A 23,199-nucleotide genomic window follows, 5' to 3' on the forward strand; every position below is an offset into this window, starting at 1 on the left:
TAGTAAAAACAAAAAAGACGGACTAGCCAATTGCTAATCCGTCTTTTATTGTTGAGATAAAACAACTTATACCTTGCTAGGTTCAGTCGCATCCTCTACAGGATGGATCGGACCTTTCATCAGCTCAGGCTCACCGCCCGTACCGTAATAGCTATCGTCTAAATCATTGTTCTTATCATCGTCATTGATAATGTCCTCACCACTACTACCACCGAGCAAGTCACGATAGTTAACTTGAGTCTTTAGTACCATTTGCTGCTCTTCAACTGTGCCATAGTTCACTTGCACCTTGCGTAGGGTGCTCATGATTTTTTGATTCTTTTTGAGCCAGCGATTGATATCGAGATAGATAATCTCGTCTTTGGCGCGTGCGATATTGATATAAGATAGAATAAATCCCAAAGGATCTTTTTTGAGGATACTATGATAAAACCAAACAACGAGTTTGACGCCTTGACGTTTAATAAAGGATTCACAGCGCAGATTGAGCACGTCAGTGTTGGTTAATTGACCAAAGACAAAACGTTGAACATTACGGTCAAGTTGCACATGGACTAAGCTAAAATTACTCGCCACTTCGGCATAAATCCCAGCAGCATTGATAGTACAAAACAGACGGAACCAATCCTCATGAAGCTCGACGCGTATCTCTAAGATAGCACCTACATTGTCAGTGACGAACTTTTGCAGCGCATCGTTAACATATTGCTCAGCTACTGGTATTGATAGCTCATCTTCAATCTTGTTAGTCGTCTTGTTATATAGATTTTTGATCGCTTGCGAGACATTGCTCCAGCCATCACTAAATGAATCGCTGAAGCGATCACCCATGTTTTCAAAGAAATGATCAAATTTGTCTGAACGATCAAAGTTACTCAAACTGATTATCCTTGTGCATAATTATAATATATCTGATGAAAGGTGGTGAATCGTACAAGAGTAAAAACACACTATACTTTATAGCATGTGCTCATGACTAAAAATAGTATATAGCATTGAGCGGTACTACAAAACCGATAGGCCGACATTGTAGCAAATCACCTCAATAAAATAGTACAAACACAACAGCGCATAGTTGCCATGATTTGAGGGTATAGCCGTTTAATCGCGCCTCATGTTATGATAGTGTCCAGATCATTTTAGTGGTTAAAGCTGAGATTCCTTGTGACTCCTATTCAAGACTCATATCATCATCATTTTTCAGCGAAAGCGCTCAAAAAAAATATCAGCTTGCCGGTCGCTATTTTTATAGCTATTACTGTGCACGCTATGGTTATCTTCGGTATTGGCTTTTCAGCAGGGCAAGAACCTGCGGCCGTCATGCAAGATGTGGCTCAAGTGTTGACGGATAATATGACGCCCAATAAAGAGGCAAACTTTATCGCTAATGGCTCACAAGAGGGCAGCGGTACGGTCGCTGAGAGGGTTAGACAAGAGAGCGCTCATATCAGCTCTATGCCAGCACTACAGATCAGCCAAACCCAAGATATCGTTACCTTACAGAGACAAGTGCGGCAACAGCGGCATCAAGAGAGCTACCTGCGTACGACGCTGAGCTGGCGTCAAGCGAGCATTGAGTCTGACAACGACAGCAAACAGGCACAAGATAATGTAATTGTACAAGAGGCGCGTTTGCGCAAACAGATTGCAACTTTGGAGACGCAGCTATCGCAGCGCCAACAGGTCTATGCCACCCAATCAAAAGCTGTCACGTTAGATAGCAATTCGACGACCAAAGGCGCGGCAGCTGATTATCTCAATACTTTTCGTGAGTACGTAGAGCGCGTTGGCAACCTGAATTATCCAGCGCAGGCGCGTACGCAAGGTATCACTGGTGAGGTGCGGTTGATGGTTATCTTAAATAACGACGGTACGATCAAGGCCATTAGCCTGCTTGAGAGTTCAGGATCGACGATATTAGATGAAGGGGCTAAACAATCGGTACGTAAAGCCGCGCCCTTTGGCAAATTCACTAAAGATATGAGCGATATTTTTGAGCTACGTCTGATTCGTACTTATCGATACAGCGATACTGTCGAAGTCATTTATTAAAGATGTTACTTACTAAGTGGTCTTGCAGATGAATAATTAAAGCTTGAGACTGCTAACCTTCAAAATTATTAAATGTTAAAGAGTTAATATGGAATTTTTAGGATTTACTTTCGATATCGCAGCATTGACCCACAATACGCTAACCGTACTTGCCAAGATTGCTTTAGCGCTTTTGATATTTGTCATAGGACGCTGGATTGCCAAAAAGCTGGTGACTTTTATCAATCGTATGATGGTGCGCAGCCACTTAGAAGCCACTGCGGCCAATTTTTTGAGTCGTTTGCTCTATGGTATTTTATTGGTCATCGTCATATTGGCAGCGCTTAATGAGATCGGGGTACATACTACTTCTGTTGTCGCCATCTTGGGCGGCGCGGCAGTAGCGATTGGTTTATCGCTTAAAGATCAGCTATCAAACTTTGCTGCGGGTATTATAATTGTGACCTTTCGCCCTTTTGTAAAAGGCGATTATGTGCAAATTAGCAGCTACACTGGAACGGTCACTGAAATTACTTTGGTCAACACTCATCTAACCACAATCAACAATCATGACGTCATTATCCCTAATGGTGATATTACCACCTCAGCGGTCGTCAACTATACTGCGCTGCCCAATCGCCGCGTCGATATCACTATAGGTGTCGGTTACGACGCTGATATCAAAAGAGCTAAAGATCTAATACTAAAATTGGCTAAAGAGAACCCTGTTGCTTTTGATGATCCCGAGCCTATCGTTCGAGTCACCAATTTGGGGGATAACTCAGTTGATTTAACTCTAAATGTTTGGACCACTAATGCTGATTGGTGGTCGATGCAATGCGCTTTGCTCGAGCAATTTAAAGAGGTGTTCGACAGTGAGAAAATCGACATTCCTTTCCCGCAGCGGAGCGTTCATATCAAAGGCTTGGATCAGATGATGACTAATATGGATCAATCACAGAAAATACCGATGGATAAGGACTAAAGCGATTGAGTCAACTATCAAAGATAAGGGTTAGATATCTCTAATCCTGCCAGTATCTCAATCTCAAAGCGCTCCATCTCGTCTTGTTCAACTTGACCGATTTCATGATCGAAGCCTAGCAGATGCAAGATGCCATGTACTATTAAATGGCTGATATGCTGCGCTAGGCTTTTGTTTTGCTCGGCAGCTTCGCACGCGACTACCTTGTGACAGATGATTAGCTCACCCAAAGGCAACGTCGGCATCAACTCTATGATACTGGCAGGTAAATCACTTGGATAAGACAAAATATTAGTCGCATAATCCTTATTTCGCGCCTCCCTATTGAGCGCGCGTCCTTCAGGCTCATCGGTAATATAAATATCTAGTGACTTAGCTTTGCTTTGCCAAAGCGCCTCACTGATATCTGCAAGGTAGGGTAGCACTAAATCATCCGTCATGCGCTTATCTATATAATCAAGCGTTGCTACCATGACACTTGTTAAGTTTTTATAATTATAAAATGTCTCTACGGTGTCAGCATCTATAGTCTCAATAGCACTAATATCTAAATCGGCGCTGTATGAGTCGGCGCTACTTTTGTCATCTCTATTATCTTTGCTCATTACAGTATCCCTGTTATGCAAAAAGTTATGCAAAAAAACCGAACATGTAGTCCGGTTTTAAATCAAAATTATTATGCTAACTAGAGCTTAGCTGCTGCATCTGTTATGGCCTGCCGGCGCTCTTGCTCTTTAATCCGTTCAAACTTACGCTTTTCTTGTAGCTCAAACTGTTCATCATCGAACACATCATATGCTTCGACAATCTTTTGCACCAGTTGATGGCGTACTACGTCTTTTGAATCAAACTTAGTGATATGAATCTCTTCGATACCGCTTAAGATATCCATCGCTTGTGCAAGACCCGATTTGCTACCACGCGGCAGATCGACTTGAGTGATATCACCTGTAATTACCGCGCGCGAGCCAAAGCCTAAACGTGTTAAGAACATTTTCATTTGCTCAGGAGTGGTGTTTTGCGCCTCATCCAAAATCACAAATGAGTTATTTAAGGTACGACCACGCATATAAGCGAGTGGGGCAACTTCAATAACTTGACGCTCAAGCATCTTACCGACCTTTTCAAAGCCGAGCATCTCATATAAGGCGTCATAAAGCGGACGTAAATACGGATCGATTTTTTGCGTTAAATCACCCGGCAAGAACCCAAGTTTCTCACCAGCTTCTACCGCAGGGCGCACGAGCAAAATCCGCTCAATCTCGTTACGCTCAATCATATCGACCGCACAGGCGACAGCCAGATAAGTCTTACCGGTACCCGCAGGACCGATGCCAAAGGACACATCAGAGTTTAAGATATTTTTGACATAAGCTTGCTGATTGCCGCCGCGTGGGATGATTCGGCCTTTGCGCGTACGCAGACTAATGGGTGTGAACTCGTCCGCATCATCGTATTCATCTTCATCATGCTCTCTATTCAGCTCGTCATCTGCCATATCCTGTTCACGCGAGATACTCGCTTGAATAATGAGGTGAAGTTCAGCTGCACTAATATCTTTGGTGTTCTGTGCTTCGTCCACCATCTTATAAATGATGCGTTCACCGCGCTCAACATTAGTGATATCACCACTTAAACAAAAATCACCTTGGCGCTGACTGATCTTGATATCGAGGCGCTCTTGGATATACTTCATGTGATTGTTGTATTCACCAAGCACAGTTTTGAGCTGTGCTGGGGTAAGCGATTCAAACTTGATACGGCGGCTCATGGAATCAGTCAAATGATTATCCTTGTATGGTTGACCCTTATCTTTAGGGCTAAATAGCTGACAGAATGATTGGTGCAATAAGTAAAATCTCTACTCTCATTATGGTTCATAGAATATAAATTTCAAGCCAAGCCGCACGCGATAAGGGTCTGTTTTTGTATGGCGATTGCAACTGTTACCGTCGATAATAGCTCTTTGGTTCAATAACTGCTATTTGCTAATCTATCTACGGTATAGGTATCGTCAAAGTCAGCAAGGAAGCAGAATGCAAGGGGTACAACTTGTGGTAATCTATCCTTTAAACCTCACTTATACTTATAAAAATAACACGCCCTAATATTTAAAGTAGACTTATTCAGTCAAAATAGGACAGACAACTATGCATAATGAAGAAGAGACAATAGAGCAAATTTCAAGTGATTATTCTAATAATAAAGACAGCTTAACGTCTCAGCAAGTACTGATCGCAGGTGGCGGGCATGTCGGCTTGTCTTTTGCCTTACTGCTTGCGCATCATGGCATAGCCAGCACGCTACTCGAAAAAAACAGCTATCCTGATATCAGTCCCGACGACGACGAACAGCGCAGTCACTACTTGGACAGCCGTAATACCGCTTTATCACGGCGTACGGTACAGATTTACCAAGAGATTGGTCTGTGGGATAAGTTACAAAGCCATGCCTGTCGTATCGATGCCGTACAGATCAGCGAGCAGGGCAGTTTTGGGCGCGCGCAGCTGAGCAAAGAAGAGGAGGGCGTTGAGTCGTTCGGACAAGTGATGGAAAACGCTTGGCTTGGCCGCAAACTACTGCTAGCAGCCAAAGCGTCGCCACTCATTACGCTCATCGATAATGCCGATGTCACTAGCGTCGAGCAGACCCAAGATAGCGTCAGCTTAGCCTTCTATGATCAGGGCGATGCGAACGTACAACAGTTGCAAGGCTGCGTACTGGTCGCTTGCGATGGTCGTGATTCAACCGTGCGTCAACTGCTAGATATCGGTACAAAAACTTATGATTATGGTCAGACCGCTATCGTTGGTGTTATCGAGACTGATAAGCCGCACGAACATGTCGCTATTGAGCGCTTTAGCCCAGCAGGGCCGCTCGCTGTGTTGCCACTGACTGATCCTGAGGGTGATGGCAATGATGAGTTCCAAACAGGCTATAGACGCTCGGTGGTATGGGTGTGCCCTACTGGAGATGAGACGCAATATTTAGAAGACGATGCGCTCTTCTTAGCGACGATGCAACAGGCCTTTGGTACGCGCGCAGGCACTTTCATTAAAGCAGGTCGTCGCGGCGCGTATCCGCTAACACGTGTGCTCGCTGATCAACAAGTCGCTGGGCGCTGCGTTATCATGGGTAATGCCGCCCACACCTTACATCCTGTTGCAGGTCAAGGCTTTAACCTCTGTATGCGAGATGCGCACGCGCTGGCGCAAATGATGAGCGCGCAGGTGTTAAAGAGTGCTGATATAGGTGATGCCGCTTTGCTAAAACGCTATGAAAAAGCACGCCAAACCGATCAAAAACGCGTGATACTTTTTTGTGATGCCGTTGTGCATGGCTTTACCCATTCCAATCCAGCGATTAAGCTTGTGCGTAATGTCGCCTTACTTGCCTTTGATAAATTACCAAATATCAAACCCTTAGTAGCGACTTATGCGATGGGATTAAAGTCTTAATGACTACCTTTAAAGCTTAATAACCCTTTATCATATATCTTACAGCTTATATTCTGGATACTAATTATGAAGCACAATCATACCTTGATCATCGGCGGCGGCGTTGTTGGCGCGACGCTCGCGCTAAAGCTGGCACAAGCTAAAATGCCCGTTACCTTGGTCGATGCCAGTCCTACCCGTAGCGAGTCTGAATGGCAAACCGTGCTAGAGCGCCGTGATGCCCGTGTCTATGCCTTAAGTATGGCAAGTATTAATTTATTAAAAAACGTGAGCGTCTGGCAGAAGATAGCCAAATCTACGCGTAAAGCCGACTACTCACAAATGCAAGTTTGGCAATTAAACGGTAGAGGTGAGCTGTTATTCGGTGATGATAGCGATACACAGAATGATAAAGTGATGCTCGGCAGTATGGTGGAGCCGTTAGTCATTGAACACGCACTATGGCAGCGTCTGTTAGAGGACGATATAAGCGATTATTTAACCGTCATCAAAGGGCAAAAGGTGACGCAAATGGATTGGCTTGGCACAGAGTTGGGCTACCGCGTCACTTTAGATGATGATACGGTTATTAATGCTCAACTGGTCGTTGGTGCCGATGGTCGCAGCTCGTTCGTGCGCCAAAAGGCTGCTATTGGGCTCGATATCCTCGACTATAATCAAACGGCGATTTGCTGCGCGATTCAAACGGCCAAACCGCATAATGCCACTGCCCGTCAAGCTATGCTGCCTACTGGTACGTTGGCACTATTGCCGTTAGCGGACATCACAGAGGAAGACAAGGCACGTCCAGAGCATTGGCAATCGGTCGTCTGGACACTACCGCGCAATCAAGCACTCGCACTACTAGAAGAAGACGAGCGCACTATCGCTGATAAGCTCGCTTCGGCGAGTAACTACGAGCTTGGGGCAATAGAAAAGATAGAGTCGATTGCCAGTTGGCCGTTAGCGGCTCAGCAAGCCAAAAGCTACGCCTCAGACAATCTAGTTTTGATAGGGGACGCCGCGCATGGTGTACATCCGCTAGCAGGGCAAGGACTCAATCTAGGGATGCTCGATGTACAGGCTCTGTACGATCAGCTCACTCATGACTTTGCCCGTAGTGGCGATACCAGTTGGGGTAGCAATCAAACGCTGCGCCGTTATGAGCGTCTGCGTCGTCCGCATAATAGTCTCATGATGCATAGTTTCTCAGCACTGAACTGGCTGTTCGCAGGATCAGCCGCGCAGCTACGCCCCATCCAACAAATCCGCAATGAAGGCATGTACCGTGTTGGAAAGATTAAACCTTTAATGCGCTTGTTTGCTAAACAGGCGAGTGGGGTTTAGGGGTTCTATGTAGAATAGTTTAAGTAGAAGTATGATTTATCATAATCGATAAAGGGTTTGCTATGACTAAGTCTAAGACAATAAAAGTCTCTGCCACGTTAATGATGATAGGCATGGTGGCAACATCAGGATGCCAATCAGTGACTTCAGTTGAGAGTAGTCCTGAAAAAGAAGCTATAGAGCCCTCCATTTGTATAGCTGAGCCGCCACCTGTCGATAAAAATGGCAAACCTATGCTTGTAACTTTAGAAGATACTTTATCTATGGAGCTACGAGTATTCTTTGATAAAGATAGTGCTGAATTAAAAGATAAATACACCTCGGAATTAGATAAAATTATAGCGTTCGCAGATCGCTGCTCCAATCTAGAGTTTTTTGTCCAAGGGCATACCTCTAAACTCGAACAGCACACCGCTGAGGATAAGACTCCAAATACTAAAGGTTCGTTTCAGCAGTTATCTTCTATCTCTTTAGCAAGTGCGCGCGCGCAAAGTATCAAAGATTATTTGGTTACTCTTGACCTGCCAACAAATAGAATTCGAACCTTTGATTGTGGTGCCGATAGCCCTATTGCCTCTAATGATACTGAGGAGGGTGCCAATATGAATCAGCGAGTATACGGTTGGATGTCGGTGTATGAGAGGTATAATCAAACGCTCCTAAATTGCACAGAGTTTTGAAGGTGAGATAGTATGAAAATTCAATTAACAAAGATAATTTCAATTTCGCTGAGCTTTTTAGTTTTGTCAGCTTGCCAGACTCCAGTACCAAACCCTGTTTCAAACAATCGAACAGACCAAATTATTGATATACCCGTCGTTGAAGTTAGTTTAGATAGTGATAGCGATGGATATTCTGATGATATAGATATGTGCCCAGGCACTCCAATGAACATAACAGTAGATGAAAGGGGCTGTCCTCTTAACCTTATGTTAATAGGTGTTCTAAAAATGGAATATCGAGCTTTTTTCGCCAAGGGCAGTAGTGAGTTATCATCGGAGTATCAGCTTGAGCTTGATAGAGTAGCTCAAAAGCTACAAGAGTATGATACGGCAACTATGGCTATTGAAGGACATGCTTCAACAGATGAAACATCAGCTAATGATACAGCCTTGCAACCAAATGCTCTAGCAAGAAATAGAACGCTTATCGTCAAAAACTATCTGATAATGCAGCATCAAATTGATCCTAATCGTTTGAGCACTGCCAGTTATGGCGCCAAACAGCCTATTGCATCTTCTGATACTGAAGATGGCAAATCTATGAATCGCCGAGTTTATGGGCTGGCTGAGGAGCCTCTGGATTAATTATTTTTGACTTTTTAAAATGCTTAAAATCAAGCACAGGTTTTGAATTTCGAACATCGAGTATTTGACAAATAGATTTCGGTTTAAAACAATAATCCAAAGGCAAACCCCATGCTCATCCCTACATACTGGGCGCAACATAAACATCGCTTTAACTCGCCTGCGAAAGCTAATCAACCTTCTAAACAAGCGACAATTAAACGCTATGGCTGGTCGGATATCAGTCAAAGCGATGCTCTAGAGCATGCCAGATTACGAGTAGCTGAGGCGCATAAACGCTGGCTGGTAGGCGAGGATATACTACGCCGTGAGCGCAAGGAAGAATACAATGAGAATAACGGCATTCCCATCCGCGAGCAGATCGTCTCTAAGCAAGTTTTCCCTTCATCTGTATCATTAAAAGAGGCGTTAACGCAGCTGATCGTCACGCGCAACAGCTACGGCGCGCAAGTCGCTAACGTCGACAATATCGCTATCATTGATGTTGATAATGATGATCTATTAAGCCATCTCTATCCTGAGCAGTACAACGCTGACGGTTTTATACCTGCTTCAGTCACCACTAAAAGCTCGTCCTCAACTAAAATAAAGGTTTGGTTTTTTGTGTTTGTCTTTATTTTTGTCGCCAGTATCATCGCTTATCTGGGGCTGTCGTGGTTATGGCTATTAGCATTTATGATAGGCGTCACGGCTTATCTATGGCAACAAGCCAACCAAAAAGACAAAGCACGCATACAAAAATACACGGATGACAAAGCCTCTCTACAACCTTTTGTGACTAATTTAATTCAAAAGCGTATCGATAGCCATCCTACAGAATCTTTTCGTTTGTATGAGACGCCCGCAGGCTTTCGTATCGTAGCCACTCACGATACCATCGCGCCAAGCGATAAAGTCGTCGCTGAGTGGTTTACTACCTTTTACGCTGATGCGAATTATGTACGTCTGTGTCAAGTGCAGCAATGCTTTCGCGCGCGCCTCACGGCCAAGCCTTGGCGTATAAGTGAGGTCAACGAGAAGCGAGTATTAGACAAAAATATTCCTACCACAGATTTTTGGTCGCGGCCTGCTGAAGACGTCGATGCCATAAAGAATGAGTCACGCTACGCAGAGCTTGACGCTAGGAAGAAGTGGATTGCGGATTACGACACCTTTGCTCAAGGCTACAAAGCGTGTCGTTATGTCGAGAGTTTTTCTAGTAAAGAGGTTAAACCAGAACAAGCTGCTATTAATGAGTTTATCCAGTGGCATGATAGTACTTGTCAGGTGGATAAAGAGCTGCCGTTAGCCTAAACAGTGAATAGTGCTTAAGCACCTATACTCAGCCCAACGCCGAAAACAACACCATCAGCACCGGGGATACAATATTAATAATAAAGCCAAAGCTAATCGCTAGGGGTACGACCTTTAGTCCACCTGATTGTTGAATAATCGGCAGCGTAAAGTCTAAACTGGTCGCGCCGCCAAGTCCGACCGCGGCTGAGGGATATTTGCGCATAAAGACGGGGATAAATATTAGTGCAAAGAACTCACGGATGAGATCATTAAAGAGCGCGACGCTACCCCAAATCGCCCCATAAGCATCGGTCATGACGATAGCCGATAACGAATACCAACCAAAGCCCGACGCTAAGGCTAAGCCTTTCGTCCATGATACTTCACTGAACAGCATGGCAAATATCACCCCGCCCACCAATACTGCCAAAGTAAAGATCACACTCATCTCCACTCCGCGTTTATTGAGCAACACCTCTTTCAAAGTAATACCTGAGCCTTTAAGACCAATGCCAACGAGTAAGATAAGTATCATCAGTAGAATAGTCATGGTGTTTTCAGGCGGCATAAAATTGTCGGGCAAAAAATAACCTATCACCATACCGATGACCACGCATATGACTTGCGCTAAGCTGCCACGAATACTGACGCGATGTTCTCTCGATTTTGTGGCGAGTTGTTTGGCTTGCCAAGGTTTTAGACGATCAAAAACCATGAGCCCGATGAGCCCTGTACCAATTGTCAATATCGATAGCACGGTCACATAGAGCGCAATTTCTCCCACTTGACCGCCCAGACCCTCAACTTGTGACAGCTCAATGCCGATCACGGTCAAAATAATGAAGACCAAGTACGATAGACCTTTATCAGCGAGGATCGTCATCTTTGGATTCGATGGAATTGCAAAGCCAATAAACATCGGGGTAAGGACGAGAATGAGGGTAATAAGGCTTTGCATAGTGATACGCTCGCAATGGTTTACAAGGCGTTTTTAGGAGGCTGGAGAGTGTATCATAGTAGGACATAGGTTCTACTATGAATTTTAGCTGGCGACAAGTGCCGGCGCTTGTTCATCTACATCATGAAAGATATTTTTCATTGAACAAGCGTTTTTAAGCAGTGCGGTATCTATAAGCGGTGCAATTGTACTGGTTCTCGCCTTATCTGCCATATGTGGGTAGTCAGTACGATAATGACCACCGCGACTCTCGTATCGCTGATAGGCCGACTCAATAATTAAAGTCGCTAGTTGTAATTGTCTGCTTAATTGAAAATGCGCCAGCCCTTGTGCCGTCATCGTGCTCTGTGTGGTATTAATTTCCGTCAGACCTGCTTGCAGACGTTGCTGCCATTTTGCTATTTGTACCAGTGCTTGCTGTAACTTCACAGCGCTACGAGTGATGCCCATGTGCGTACTCATAAGTGTTTTTAGCTGGGTAGTGATGCGACCCATACTATCAATATCAATGTTATCAATATAAAGATCAGTATCGTTATAAGTGACGGTATTACTAGTGCAAGTGCTCGTATCTTTGAGTAAGCTAATAGTTTGCGTGTCCGCTAAGACAGGCGGCGTCCAAAACATACGCCCAGAATTATTAGAAGAGCTGACATTGTCACATACTGATATCTCGTTTAGGTAACGCGGCAAGTCAGTAGCGATATTACGGCCGACGACTACGCATTCTAATAAGGAGTTACTGGCCAAGCGATTGGCACCGTGCAAGCCTGTGTAGGCGACTTCACCAGCCGCATAGAGTCCTGCTACATCAGTCATACCGCGTGCGTCAGCGACCACACCGCCGCAGCTATAATGCGCTGTAGGCGCGACTGGAATAGGGTCAGTAGTTATGTCGATACCGAGATCAAGCAGCGTCTGATAAATCTGCGGAAAATGATCTTTAATAAAGTCACTTGGCAGATGACTAATATCAAGATGCACATAGCCCAAACCATTATTGCTAATCTGCTCAGCTATCGCGCGCGCTACGATATCGCGCGGCGCCAGCTCTGCGCGCGTATCAACCTCTAGCATAAAGCGCTTGCCCGTTTGCGGACAATACAGATGTCCCCCTTCACCGCGTAGCGCCTCTGAGATCAAAAAGCTACTATCGCTCAACGCAAGACCCGTCGGATGAAACTGGATAAACTCCAAATTGGCTAAGCGGCATCCTGCTTGCCATGCCATCATGACCCCATCACCGACGCAGACGTTAGGCGCACTGGCACGTTTGAACAGTTGCCCCAAACCGCCACTAGCCAGTACGACGGCGCGACTGTGAAAACTAAGACGGCGTCCCGTATTATGATCGAACACGTGCGCCCCGTAGCAGGATTTAAGTTCATCGTCATAAGTTAAAAGGCTTAGCGCTTCATGAAAGGGCAGGATGGTAATATTCGTCGCACTCTGCGCTTTAAGCGTCAAGGTCTCCATAATATGCCGACCTGTCGCATCATCAGCGTGAGCCACACGGCGGCGACCATGTCCACCTTCTTGGGTTAAATGTAGGTCTGTCGTTTGTAGTGTATGCTTTGATTGAATATCAATATTTTGTTCAAAATGGGGCTGAGGAATTTGAGTAAAAGGCACGCCTTGTTCGCATAGCCATTGCACTGCCGATTGTCCTGCGCCCAAAATCTCAGAAGTATTATGGGTAGTACATAATCCAGCACCAGCGACTAAAGTATCCGCGATATGATCGGTGATAGAGTCGTCTTTATCCAAGCTAGCAGCTATGCCGCCTTGCGCATAATGACTTGAACAGACCTCAAGCGCGGCTTTGCTTAGTACCGTAATACGTAGCGATTCAGGTAAGGCCAAAGCAGTACTTAAGCCGGCTAGGCCAGCCCCGATAATAAGGACATCAGTTTGTATGATAGGTGTTTTATCAGCGCTTGCTCGTCCATTCATTTTAGGCAGCTCCAACGTTGGCGAATAGGGTACGGTCTTTGACAATATCACCGCTTGTGGCAACACGCTGCTTTTGCGCCTCAGCGAAATCCAGCATGCGTTGCAACGGTTTTTTGGCGGCGACTGCCAGTTCAGCTGACATCAATACTTCACCGCTACGTTCAGTCAAACAGCGCTCAATACCTTGCAAGCCATTCATTGCCATCCACGGACAGAACGCGCAGCTCTTACAGCTCGCGCTTTCACCTGCTGTTGGTGCGGCCAAAAAGTGCTTATTTGGTGAGCGTTTTTGCATTTCATGCAAGATACCTAAGTCAGTGGCGACAATAAAAGTATCGGCGTCCATCTCGTATGTTGATTTGAGCAATTTGCTGGTTGAGCCAACCACATCAGCGAGAGCGACCACGCTATCGGGTGATTCAGGATGTACTAGTACTTTTGCGTCAGGGTGCTGCTGTTTTAATTGCGCAAGCTCAGTGGCTTTAAACTCATTGTGAACTAAGCACGAGCCCTGCCATAGCAGCATATCAGCGCCGGTTTCTTGCGCGATGTATTTACCTAAATGGCGATCAGGACCCCAGATGATCTTTTCGCCTTTGTCATGGAGATGACGGATAATATCGATACCGACAGAGGAGGTCACCACCCAATCAGCGCGCGCCTTGACTGCCGCACTCGTATTAGCGTAGACCACAACCGTGCGCTCAGGATGCGCATCGCAAAACGCTGAGAACTCATCAGCTGGGCAGCCGAGATCGAGCGAGCACTCCGCCTCTAAATCCGCCATGAGCACGGTCTTCTCCATGCTCAGAATCTTGGCAGACTCGCCCATAAAGCGCACCCCTGCCACGACTAATGTCTGTGCACTATGTGCTTGACCAAAGCGCGCCATCTCAAGTGAGTCGCCGACGCAGCCGCCTGTCGCTAGCGCTAGGTCTTGGATAAAAGGGTCAACGTAATAGTGAGCGACTAGTACCGCATTGTGTTCTTCTAATAACTGCTTGATATTATTTTCAACGATCAAGCGTTCAGTACGTGGCAAGTCTGTTGGTGCTTTTGCTTTTGCATAGTCAATCTTAGTTTGGATAGTACTACGATTATCAGTGCTTAATACAGGAGCGTCATAGGGATAGATTTTCATAAGTCGTGGTCTCTTTTATGACAGTAACAAGGGTTCAGTAGAGAGAAAAATAAGCGCAAGTATGTTTTGTGACAGCATTTTTAGTGGATAGGTTCTAATTATGCTCATTTTGAGCATAAATACAAGTTGTTTTTGTGACTAAAAGAGATTTGAGGGCTATTTATCTTAAGTATTATCTTTAATTTACGCGATCTACTATGATATTAAGACAAGACAGCTATACTAGATGCTATTACCCCTTATTAACTAAAAGTTTAATCCTTAACTAAGCACAGGTAACTCTTACACCATGACGTTGTCTTATTCACACGCTCATCAGCAAGGCAGTGGTACTACGGAGGTAGTTGCGGTACTTATCGCTATTACCGATCACACCGCGCGTGTCTTGACAGTTGACCAAGGTAAACTGCTCCCTAATGGGCCTTTGATGCCCTTACATCGCTCTTTGCAAGCCGGCGTGCGCGAGTGGGTTGAGGAACAGACTCAGCAGCCTTTAGGGTACATCGAGCAGCTTTATACCTTTGTGGATACCAACCGGCGCAACGTAGATGGTCATGCGCTGGTCTATGTCAGCTACCTTGGACTGGTGCAAGAGACACAAACCAACTTACAAAGCCAAGCACTATGGCGAGACTGGTATGAGTATTTTCCATGGGAGAATCACCTGCTAGGCACACCTGATATTATCGAGCGTCTCATCGTACCTGAGCTACTAGCTTGGGCAGACACCGCGAGCGATACCGCTGCCATATCACGTCGTCGTCAGCGTATCGGTCTGTGCTGGGGCGTAGGCACAAAAGTGTTGGATCATAAACAAAGTACAAGTAAAGAATATGCAGATAGTGAGTGGATCGCTGAACATGCCTTACTGCGCTATGAGATACTCTATGAGGCAGGACTCATCCCTGAAGCGCCGGCTTACCCTGCCAGTTATCGCTCTCATAAATTGCCAAGCGAGTGGTCAAAGGTTATGGGCGTACCGATGTATTACGATCATCGTCGTGTTATCGCCACAGCAATCTCTAGACTACGTGCCAAGATAGAGTATCAGCCCCTTATCTTTGGTCTTACACCTGATGTATTTACTTTGTCAGAGCTACAAAAGAGCGTCGAAGCGCTCTCTGGCATGCCACTTCATAAGCAGAACTTTCGCCGCCTGCTCGACACTCAGAACCTAGTGATGGCAACGGGCGAGAGTAGTAGCGCTAGTCGTGGTCGTCCCGCAAAACTTTACCGTTTCCGTCATGATATTGAATTACAAAGTCTGCTTATGGATAGCAAGTTACCCAAACGCAAATAATAGATACCAAGCGTTGGTTTAGCCATTTCTCTAAATAAATAAATAATCTATCTTGCCAGTTTGTGCTCTATACGCTATATTTATGCTCATTTTGAGTTTAAATATAAATTAATAAAAGGCAAGATAGATGAGCATAGTAGCAGAGCCTGCGATAGATGACGTATTACTCAAGCCCTTAGTTGAGGCCGCCTTGTTAGAGGACTTAGGACGTCGAGGTGACGTGACGTCGCAGGCGACCATTCCAGCGGACAAGCAAGCACAATTACAGATCAAAGCACGGCAGGCTGGGGTGATATGTGGCATGGATTTGGCGCGATTGTCTTTTGCTATGGTTGATGCCAAGATTGCATTTGTAGCCAAGATTAGCGATGGTGAAAGCGTGGTCGCAGGGACAGTACTAGCCACGGTAAGCGGTAATGCCAGACACTTGTTGACCGCAGAGCGTACTGCTTTAAACTTTATGACCCATCTGAGCGGCATTGCGACCGCCACTCGCCACATTGTTGATAGCGTGGCAGAGTATCCCGCGCAGATTACATGTACCCGTAAGACTATTCCAGGGTTACGTATCGTGCAGAAGTACGCAGTACGCTGTGGCGGTGGACGCAATCACCGCTTAGGACTCGACGATGCTATCTTGATCAAAGACAATCACATCGCTATCGCAGGGGATATTGCAACCGCTATCAAGCAGGCGCAGGATTTTGCTGGGCACTTGCTACCGATTGAGGTCGAGGTTGATACTTTAGAGCAGCTAGAGCAGGCTTTGGACGCTGGCGCGCAGCTGGTCTTACTCGATAATATGTCGCCTGAGATACTCACGCAAGCGGTCGCTATGTGCCAAAGCCGTGCCAAGACTGAAGCTTCGGGCGGTATTACTCCTGAGAGCGTACAAGCAGTGGCAAAAACGGGCGTTGATTTTATCGCGATGGGTTACCTCACACACAGTACAACCGCGCTTGATATTGGGCTTGATTTTAGTGCCTGATTTTGAGGGTTAGTATTTATCGAATAATATACTTATGATATAATGCCGCCATTAAACGCCTACTGGGTCACCGTCGCTTACGCACGGTGACCTTATTTTTTTGCTGAAGTTTTATGATAGACAAGTGAGCACTCAGTGGATACTGAAATCATCAAAATTATCTTAGCCTTTGTGGTCTTGATCAACCCCTTTAGTGCATTGACCTTGTTTTTGGATTTGACGCGCGGCTACTCGATGATCAATCGACGTAAAGTTGCCCGTATTGCTTGTTTGACTATTTTTATCACCATTAGCTTTTTTACGGTAGCAGGAGAGCTGTTGCTAAAAGCTCTAGGCATCTCTATCGGCTCGTTTCAGCTGGCAGGGGGTATATTAGTGTTCTTAATTGCCCTTAACATGATGAATGGTGAGGGTAATCCAGTAAAACCGGATCAAGAGAACTTCGATGTTGATCACATCCAAAGCTCGCCGCCAAGTACTGCATCTGCCGTCGTACCCTTAGCTATTCCAATGATGATAGGGCCTGGCGGCATCTCAACCGTAATTATTTACTCTTCACAAGTTTCTGGCATCTTAAAAGTCTCTGCGGTATTGATCGCAGGCTTACTGATTAGCCTGTTCTGTTATCTAGCGCTAATGGCAGCAGGACGCATCAGTCGCTTACTGGGCGATACTGGCCTCAACATCATGAGCCGAATTATGGGAATGCTGCTCGCTGCGGTCTCTATTGAGATTATCGTCAGTGGTTTGCGTACGCTATTTCCTGATCTGCTGTAGAGTCTGTTACAAGTTGTCTTTTTGCACTCAACTTAGTACATTCATGCTTAATTGTTTGTTTCGATATTAAGAGTGCTTAGTTTAAGTACTAAGTCTAAGCACCAAACAATATGTCGAAGCCTCAGATGTAAAAATAGCTTTTAATATAAAAAGACCAAACATACCCAGTATGTTTGGTTTTTTCGCGTCTCTATTTTTATTTTTGCATATTGCTTCATATAAAATTTACAGGGTTAGCTACGGTACAAGTGCCATGCTAAATAGAACATAAGCAGTCCGACTAGCGCATCCAAGATATTCCATGCTTTCGGCTTAGCAAATAGCGGTTTGAGTAGCCTTGCACCATAGCCAAGCCCAAAGAAAAACACAAAAGAGGCGCTGACGGCGCCGAGTGCGAATACCAATTTACTACTAGCGCCTGTTGAAACCATGCCTACGAGCACCAAGGTATCTAAGTAGACGTGCGGATTAAGCCAAGTAAACCCAAAGCAGAGTAGCAAGGATTTTTTTAGGCTCGTGACCACTTGTCCCTCGACAGTCAAGGCATGAGACACACGCACGCTGGCGTATAAACTTTGAAGTCCGTACCCTAACAAGAACACGACGCCTGCAATCTTGGCGATACTGACCACTTGCGGGAAACGGGCAGTCACTGTGCTAAACCCTGCTACGCCAGCTGAGATAAGTAGGGCGTCACTCACCGCACAAAACAGGCAGATATAAAAGATATGCTCACGTCGAAGGCCTTGTTTGAGGACAAAGGCGTTTTGTGAGCCGATAGCAATAATGAGCGATAAGCCAAGCAAAAAACCAGAGATATAATCAGGGGCATTCATAGTATTTTGCTCGAATAGTAAGGGAGAAATGGTGACGTTTGCTTACTGGCAGCGCCGCAAAAAACTGTTAAGATACGGTATCAGGCCTGTGCTTGCAAGCTATAAAGCAGCATGTAAAATGGCCGCAAGCGCAGATGATAAGTTTGACTAAAAAGTACTACTAAGATAATAGGCGAGGAGTAAAGCCGGTCATGGTGTTAAGTTTGGCAAGAATGCTACAGTCATTTGGGCAAGAGCAAGATGATTTGCCGACTACGGCTGCCAAAAATGCACAGCAGGCGGCTATGAATACCGATAATAATACTCAAATTCAAGGGCAGGCTCAAAATCAAAATGCACAGAGCGGTGCGCAAAATACAGGCGTGCAAACCCTAGATTCCCAAACTCTGGATTCCCAAACTTTGGTTTCACCACTACGTGAACCAAAGCGTGTTGAGCGTATTTGTGATGCGCTAGCACAAGTGAGCAATGTCGGTACGCCAACCCCTCTCACCGATAGATATATGGCTAATCGTGCCCAGTGGCGCTCGCCTAATCGCCCTCCCTTTGACCCCGATACCTTGTGGTATCTCAAACATGGACGTTGTCCGATTATGACTGAACTGGTTGAAGTGGTCGATGAGGCCACCCTAAATGCGATGCCGATTGAAGCGGTCGCTATCCTTGACCGTATCAATGGCAAGCTCAAACGCTACCGTGAGTGGAGCCAAGAGCTGAACGAGCAGCAACAGCAGCAGCACAATGAGCGTCAATTCGTTATTGATAAACTGGTGACTGAGAGCATTCCAGAAGCTCTATATCACTATGAGCAGCTACAACGTTTTAGTCCCCACCGTACCAAAAATAACATAGCTCAGGGCAGTATGACGGCAGGGGATATGCTTACCGATTTATTCCTTGAGATCGACTACGAGCTTGATGAGCTTTTAGATGAGTTGCATCAAACCGTTCTCAACCGCTTAGCTTCAACGCACCGTTATGTCAAAAGTCGTACGCAAAATTAACTCTTTTTGCCATAATCTAAACAAAAAAGGAAAAATCAATGACTCAAGTGACTGCCATGTTCGTAATGTTTATCCTATACGGGGTGCTACCAGTGGCGGGTATCTATTTGGGTTATCGCGGTATCAAAAAAGTCACTGCGCCCAAAATGCTTGAATACGAAGCGATGCCGCAACTTGGTTATATCCCTGAGAAAAGTCTGCCAAATGATGTCAAAACCGCTCTAACTCAGATTAATACCAAGGGTGAAAAACTATCTTTGATTTATGGTGATACTAATAATGATGGTAAAATTGATGATAAAGATACGGTAACTGAAACCTATATTATGATTCAAAACTTGATGGATAAGCACATTCCTGAAGCCGTCGCTGATTATCGTCGTTTGCATGACTTAGAGGGTACGCGCGCAGATACAACTAAGATTAAGAACTCTAACGTTACAGGTAAAGAGGCATTACTTGAGGTACTAGGGACGATTAATATTCAATTTGATGATTTGCTTAATGCGTCATACCATCAAGACGGTCAAAAGCTACTGGTGACCAATCGCTACTTGCAACAGCGTTTCAATAATCCTACTCAAGACAATACTGTGCAAGTATTACAAACGACCCATTTAGACAAGGAATAGGGAAAATTACGCAGGATACTACTAACGCGAGTAAGGGTTAGAGGGTTAAGAGTAAGAGGGTAACTTATATGAGTATTCTAATAGGTATCGGTGTCGCAGGTACAGTGGCTACTATTTATTTAGGTCGAAAAGGCTGGCATGCGTTGCACAAAGCCGTTGGCATTACTCCAGGCGTACTCACGTATCACGACTCGCAGACGCCGAGGTTACTTAATCAGGCGAGATGGCAACAACTTAAATTGAATAAAGAGCATTTAAGCTGCCTGCCTAATAGCCAATTGAGTCAGCTCCAGCGTATTGATAATAAAGTGGCAAACTTCGATAACTACCAGCAGAGCATGCAAAAGCAAAATATAACGCCTGCGATCAGCGAGTCACAATTTATCGTCAATAAGCTATTACAGACAAGACTGCCTGAAATGTTAGCGAGTTACTATCATCTAATGACGATGGATGGATATACTAATACAAACCGTTATGAGAGACATAACGAGGCCAGTGAGTTATTACAACAGGTGCTAGATAACATAGAGACGCGCTTAGACAGTTTACTAAAGAGCGTAGAGCGACAGCATTTACAGGATTTAAAAGTGATGAAAAATTATGTGGACAGTCAAAACGTTTAGAGATTAGTAGTTAAACGTTTAAGTCCAATAAAAAGCTGCCAGCGATAATTATCACTGGCAGCTTTTTGTTTGTAAATATAAGGCTTAACTTAAATACTAACGCTTGTCGTTACGATCACGAGTATTGCGCGTTCCGCGGCTGGCAGGACTACCGCTGCTTTTTGGCTTTTCGCTATTGCGGCTACGATTATCACCACTGCTACGACTATCCGTACGACGCGCTTTTAGTGGCTTGTTCTTAATGCGTTCTTGCTTGTCTTTGGCCGCACCATGTAACCCTGTGCCATAACGCGGACGCAAGCTAACTAGATCAGTTAACGTGTTGATATCTTTTTTGTCCAATTCGATATGACGACCTGTACGCAGCTCTTTTGGTAGATCTATACTACCGTAGCGCGTACGTAATAGACGGCTAACCTTGAGACCTTGCGACTCAAACAGACGACGAACTTCGCGGTTACGACCTTCTTTGAGCTGTACATGATACCACTTATTGACGCCTTCACCGCCGCCCGCTTTGATATCCTCAAACTGCGCCATGCCATCCTCTAGCATCACGCCTGAAGTCAAGTTGCGAGCGATATCTGGCGTCACTTCACCCAGTATGCGCACCGCGTACTCACGAGTGATCTCACTAGAGGGATGCATCAAGCGATGTGCCATCTCGCCGTCATTAGTGAACAACAGCAGACCTGAGGAGTTAATATCCAACCGACCGACCATGACCCAACGATCATGAGTCAGTTTCGGCAAGCGCTCAAATACGGTTGGACGACCCTCTGGATCGTTCGCTGAACAAATCTCGCCCTCAGGCTTGTAATAAGCGATAACGCGGCGACGCTTTTCATTCTCAGCGGTGTATTTGATCTGACGACCATCAACGCGGAGCTCATCACCGGGGCTGACGCGATCGCCAATAGTTGCAGGCCCATTATTGACGGAAACGCGTCCGGCTTTGATGACTTCTTCCATCTGACGGCGTGAGCCAAGACCCATACGGGCGAGCGCTTTTTGTAATTTCTCATCTTTCATAATACTTTCCTTGAGTCGGTTAGGGCTACATTTCTCAATGTAGTATTGATAATACAATCATTGACTATTCTACGCTAAATATAAGTGTTATACAGCACTTTCAACTGATTCTAACCAAATGGCTTCTCATGCAAGAGTGATGACTTGTGATTGCCTAGTTTGAGTTACTTAGATATGAGGACTAGATATTTATATAAAGATATTGTTATATAAGGATGATAATACATAAAAGTACTGATACACAAAAATACATCTGTCTATCAATCATGTTGCTTACTTATTTATGTGTCCGTGATTTTTAAGTATGACGTTACGGAATAGTAATTTTAACCAAAAAAACAACCTATTAGTTCAATCTATAATCACATATGTTATTATGACATTGTTTTTTTTGCTTACAAAATAATAGTCTCCTGATTGAGTTGTCAGTTTGGTATTAAAACTTGTGATCATTTCTAGTTTATTAAGGGTCTTATATATGCATCAATCATCTAAGCTACTGGCTACAACAAGCTTACTATCGATTAGTTTGCTATCTGGTTGTGCAACGACGACTATTAATTCTGGATTACAAGTAGGTGATTTGCCACCAGTAGGCGTTTTCACTGCTGAGAATGGCATTGAGTTTATGGTACAGCCTCTCACTTTAACTACATTACCGCCCAAACGGGTAGTTCAGCCGAGTCAGGATTTGCAGCGTTTAGTAAGAACCTCTAACCGCGTAGACTATCGTATAGCTAAGGGTGATGTTCTTAGTATCATACTTGTAGATTACCCGAACATTAATGCTTCGACAGCAAGTTTAGTCGTTGACCAACAAGGTTTGGTTCAGATTCCTCTTATAGGTCGTATCCAAGCAAGTGGCATGAGTGTTCCTCAATTCACCTCTAAACTACGAGGCCAATTGCAACGATATCTAAAATATTCGGACCCTCAAGTCAAAGTGATTGAATATACCGGCAACAGCTTCATTATTGATGGTCAAGTCAATAAATCAGGCGAATTTAACATCACTGATGCACCCGTATCGTTGTACAGTGCAATCTCCATGGCAGGCGGAGTGACTCCTACAGGTGATTCTAATAACATCACCCTGAATCGCAATGGCACAAGCTACAAAATAAATCTACAATCACTTCGCGAAATAGGATCATCAGCCAATCAAATTTATGTGCAAGATGGTGATTCAATCTTTATCGATGATCTTGATACTAATAAAGTATATGTTTTAGGCGAATTTGGTAGAGTCGCGCCAGTACCTATATTAGAGCAAGGACTCAATTTGGCTCAGGTTATAGGGGAGTCTGCAGGTCTCAACTCTAATACTGCCAATGCTGCTAAAGTCTATGTGGTTCGCGATGATACTGGCTATCAACGCACAAAAATTTATTACGTAGATATGCAGACTATTACAAGTTTTCCATTAGCGAATCGTTTTGAGATGCTACCCAATGATATTGTGTATGTCGATCCTACAGGGCTAACTCGTTGGAACCGAGTGCTCAGTGCGTTGTTGCCGTCTTCGTCTGCGATCAGAAGCATATCAACCTTTTAGGTAAAGTGATAAATT

22 protein-coding genes are annotated in these 23,199 nt (G+C 44.8%); 14 read left to right on the forward strand and 8 right to left on the reverse strand.

Translation table 11 applies throughout. The features are described from left to right. Nucleotides 1–66 precede the first annotated feature (66 nt). Nucleotides 67–879, reverse strand: a complete 813-nt coding sequence (locus ACR64G_RS03455) for a hypothetical protein (protein WP_435980134.1) — start codon at nt 877–879, stop codon at nt 67–69. Nucleotides 880–1,164: 285 nt separating this feature from the next. Between ACR64G_RS03455 and ACR64G_RS03460 the strand changes: the two genes are divergently transcribed. Together ACR64G_RS03460 and ACR64G_RS03465 are read left to right on the forward strand one after the other, a co-directional pair. After that, a complete protein-coding gene (locus ACR64G_RS03460) occupies nt 1,165–2,052 on the forward strand; it encodes an energy transducer TonB (RefSeq protein ID WP_435980135.1) in 888 nt (295 codons plus the stop codon). 88 nt (nt 2,053–2,140) lie between these two features. Continuing rightward, on the forward strand, nt 2,141–3,016 hold the full coding sequence (locus ACR64G_RS03465) for a mechanosensitive ion channel family protein (protein ID WP_435980136.1): 876 nt from the start codon (nt 2,141–2,143) through the stop codon (nt 3,014–3,016). 17 nt (nt 3,017–3,033) lie between these two features. Here ACR64G_RS03465 and ybeY read toward each other — a convergent pair whose 3' ends face one another. Next, nucleotides 3,034–3,621: an rRNA maturation RNase YbeY gene (gene ybeY / locus ACR64G_RS03470; RefSeq protein ID WP_435980137.1), complete on the reverse strand. Its 588-nt coding sequence runs from the start codon at nt 3,619–3,621 to the stop codon at nt 3,034–3,036. Between the two features lie 80 nt (nt 3,622–3,701). Beyond that, nucleotides 3,702–4,799 (reverse strand): PhoH family protein, encoded by a 1,098-nt coding sequence (locus tag ACR64G_RS03475; protein ID WP_435980138.1) that lies wholly within the window; start codon nt 4,797–4,799, stop codon nt 3,702–3,704. A 367-nt stretch (nt 4,800–5,166) separates the two neighbouring features. Here ACR64G_RS03475 and ACR64G_RS03480 point away from each other — a divergent pair, with 367 nt between their 5' ends. The 5 genes from ACR64G_RS03480 to ACR64G_RS03500 all read left to right on the forward strand — a co-directional run bounded on the left by ACR64G_RS03480 (nt 5,167) and on the right by ACR64G_RS03500 (nt 10,400). Then, entirely contained in the window at nt 5,167–6,474 is a 1,308-nt protein-coding gene (locus ACR64G_RS03480) for an FAD-dependent monooxygenase (protein WP_435980139.1), read from the forward strand. Between the two features lie 66 nt (nt 6,475–6,540). Then, on the forward strand, nt 6,541–7,800 hold the full coding sequence (locus ACR64G_RS03485) for an FAD-dependent monooxygenase (RefSeq protein ID WP_435980140.1): 1,260 nt from the start codon (nt 6,541–6,543) through the stop codon (nt 7,798–7,800). Between the two features lie 62 nt (nt 7,801–7,862). Further along, on the forward strand, nt 7,863–8,480 hold the full coding sequence (locus tag ACR64G_RS03490) for an OmpA family protein (RefSeq protein WP_435980141.1): 618 nt from the start codon (nt 7,863–7,865) through the stop codon (nt 8,478–8,480). A 12-nt stretch (nt 8,481–8,492) separates the two neighbouring features. After that, nucleotides 8,493–9,107 (forward strand): OmpA family protein, encoded by a 615-nt coding sequence (locus tag ACR64G_RS03495; RefSeq protein WP_435980142.1) that lies wholly within the window; start codon nt 8,493–8,495, stop codon nt 9,105–9,107. A gap of 111 nt (nt 9,108–9,218) precedes the next feature. Then, nucleotides 9,219–10,400, forward strand: coding sequence for a hypothetical protein (locus ACR64G_RS03500; protein WP_435980143.1), 1,182 nt, complete (start codon nt 9,219–9,221; stop codon nt 10,398–10,400). Between the two features lie 28 nt (nt 10,401–10,428). Here ACR64G_RS03500 and ACR64G_RS03505 read toward each other — a convergent pair whose 3' ends face one another. From ACR64G_RS03505 to nadA, 3 genes are all read right to left on the reverse strand, one after another. After that, nucleotides 10,429–11,340, reverse strand: coding sequence for a lysine exporter LysO family protein (locus ACR64G_RS03505; protein ID WP_435980144.1), 912 nt, complete (start codon nt 11,338–11,340; stop codon nt 10,429–10,431). 84 nt (nt 11,341–11,424) lie between these two features. After that, nucleotides 11,425–13,293, reverse strand: a complete 1,869-nt coding sequence (nadB, locus tag ACR64G_RS03510; protein ID WP_435980630.1) for an L-aspartate oxidase — start codon at nt 13,291–13,293, stop codon at nt 11,425–11,427. A 1-nt stretch (nt 13,294) separates the two neighbouring features. Then, nucleotides 13,295–14,434 carry a quinolinate synthase NadA gene (gene nadA, locus ACR64G_RS03515; protein WP_435980145.1) on the reverse strand — a complete coding sequence of 380 codons (1,140 nt, stop codon included), beginning with the start codon at nt 14,432–14,434 and terminating at the stop codon, nt 13,295–13,297. A gap of 289 nt (nt 14,435–14,723) precedes the next feature. Between nadA and ACR64G_RS03520 the strand changes: the two genes are divergently transcribed. The 3 genes from ACR64G_RS03520 (at nt 14,724) to ACR64G_RS03530 (ending at nt 17,499) form a co-directional block, all read left to right on the forward strand. Next, on the forward strand, nt 14,724–15,734 hold the full coding sequence (locus tag ACR64G_RS03520; protein WP_435980146.1) for an NUDIX hydrolase: 1,011 nt from the start codon (nt 14,724–14,726) through the stop codon (nt 15,732–15,734). Nucleotides 15,735–15,861: 127 nt separating this feature from the next. Next, nucleotides 15,862–16,722 (forward strand): carboxylating nicotinate-nucleotide diphosphorylase, encoded by an 861-nt coding sequence (nadC, locus tag ACR64G_RS03525; protein WP_435980147.1) that lies wholly within the window; start codon nt 15,862–15,864, stop codon nt 16,720–16,722. A 135-nt stretch (nt 16,723–16,857) separates the two neighbouring features. Further along, nucleotides 16,858–17,499: a MarC family protein gene (locus ACR64G_RS03530; RefSeq protein ID WP_435980148.1), complete on the forward strand. Its 642-nt coding sequence runs from the start codon at nt 16,858–16,860 to the stop codon at nt 17,497–17,499. A 233-nt stretch (nt 17,500–17,732) separates the two neighbouring features. On the opposite strand, the gene ACR64G_RS03535 is transcribed toward ACR64G_RS03530, so the two are convergent. Further along, the gene (locus tag ACR64G_RS03535) at nt 17,733–18,335 is read right to left on the reverse strand and encodes a LysE/ArgO family amino acid transporter (RefSeq protein ID WP_435980149.1); all 603 of its coding nucleotides are present in this window, start codon (nt 18,333–18,335) and stop codon (nt 17,733–17,735) included. Nucleotides 18,336–18,547: 212 nt separating this feature from the next. Between ACR64G_RS03535 and ACR64G_RS03540 the strand changes: the two genes are divergently transcribed. From ACR64G_RS03540 to ACR64G_RS03550, 3 genes are all read left to right on the forward strand, one after another. Beyond that, a complete protein-coding gene (locus tag ACR64G_RS03540) occupies nt 18,548–19,339 on the forward strand; it encodes a hypothetical protein (RefSeq protein ID WP_435980631.1) in 792 nt (263 codons plus the stop codon). Nucleotides 19,340–19,377: 38 nt separating this feature from the next. Next, a complete protein-coding gene (locus ACR64G_RS03545; protein WP_435980150.1) occupies nt 19,378–19,971 on the forward strand; it encodes a hypothetical protein in 594 nt (197 codons plus the stop codon). A gap of 68 nt (nt 19,972–20,039) precedes the next feature. Beyond that, on the forward strand, nt 20,040–20,597 hold the full coding sequence (locus ACR64G_RS03550) for a hypothetical protein (protein WP_435980151.1): 558 nt from the start codon (nt 20,040–20,042) through the stop codon (nt 20,595–20,597). Nucleotides 20,598–20,693: 96 nt separating this feature from the next. Here ACR64G_RS03550 and rluB read toward each other — a convergent pair whose 3' ends face one another. Next, the gene (rluB, locus tag ACR64G_RS03555) at nt 20,694–21,629 is read right to left on the reverse strand and encodes a 23S rRNA pseudouridine(2605) synthase RluB (RefSeq protein WP_435980152.1); all 936 of its coding nucleotides are present in this window, start codon (nt 21,627–21,629) and stop codon (nt 20,694–20,696) included. Between the two features lie 478 nt (nt 21,630–22,107). Between rluB and ACR64G_RS03560 the strand changes: the two genes are divergently transcribed. Then, nucleotides 22,108–23,184 (forward strand): polysaccharide biosynthesis/export family protein, encoded by a 1,077-nt coding sequence (locus tag ACR64G_RS03560; protein ID WP_435980153.1) that lies wholly within the window; start codon nt 22,108–22,110, stop codon nt 23,182–23,184. The last annotated feature ends 15 nt before the right edge of the window (nt 23,185–23,199 follow it).

The sequence above is a fragment of the Psychrobacter sp. DM4 genome (assembly GCF_051307035.1).
Classification (GTDB): Bacteria; Pseudomonadota; Gammaproteobacteria; order Pseudomonadales; family Moraxellaceae; genus Psychrobacter.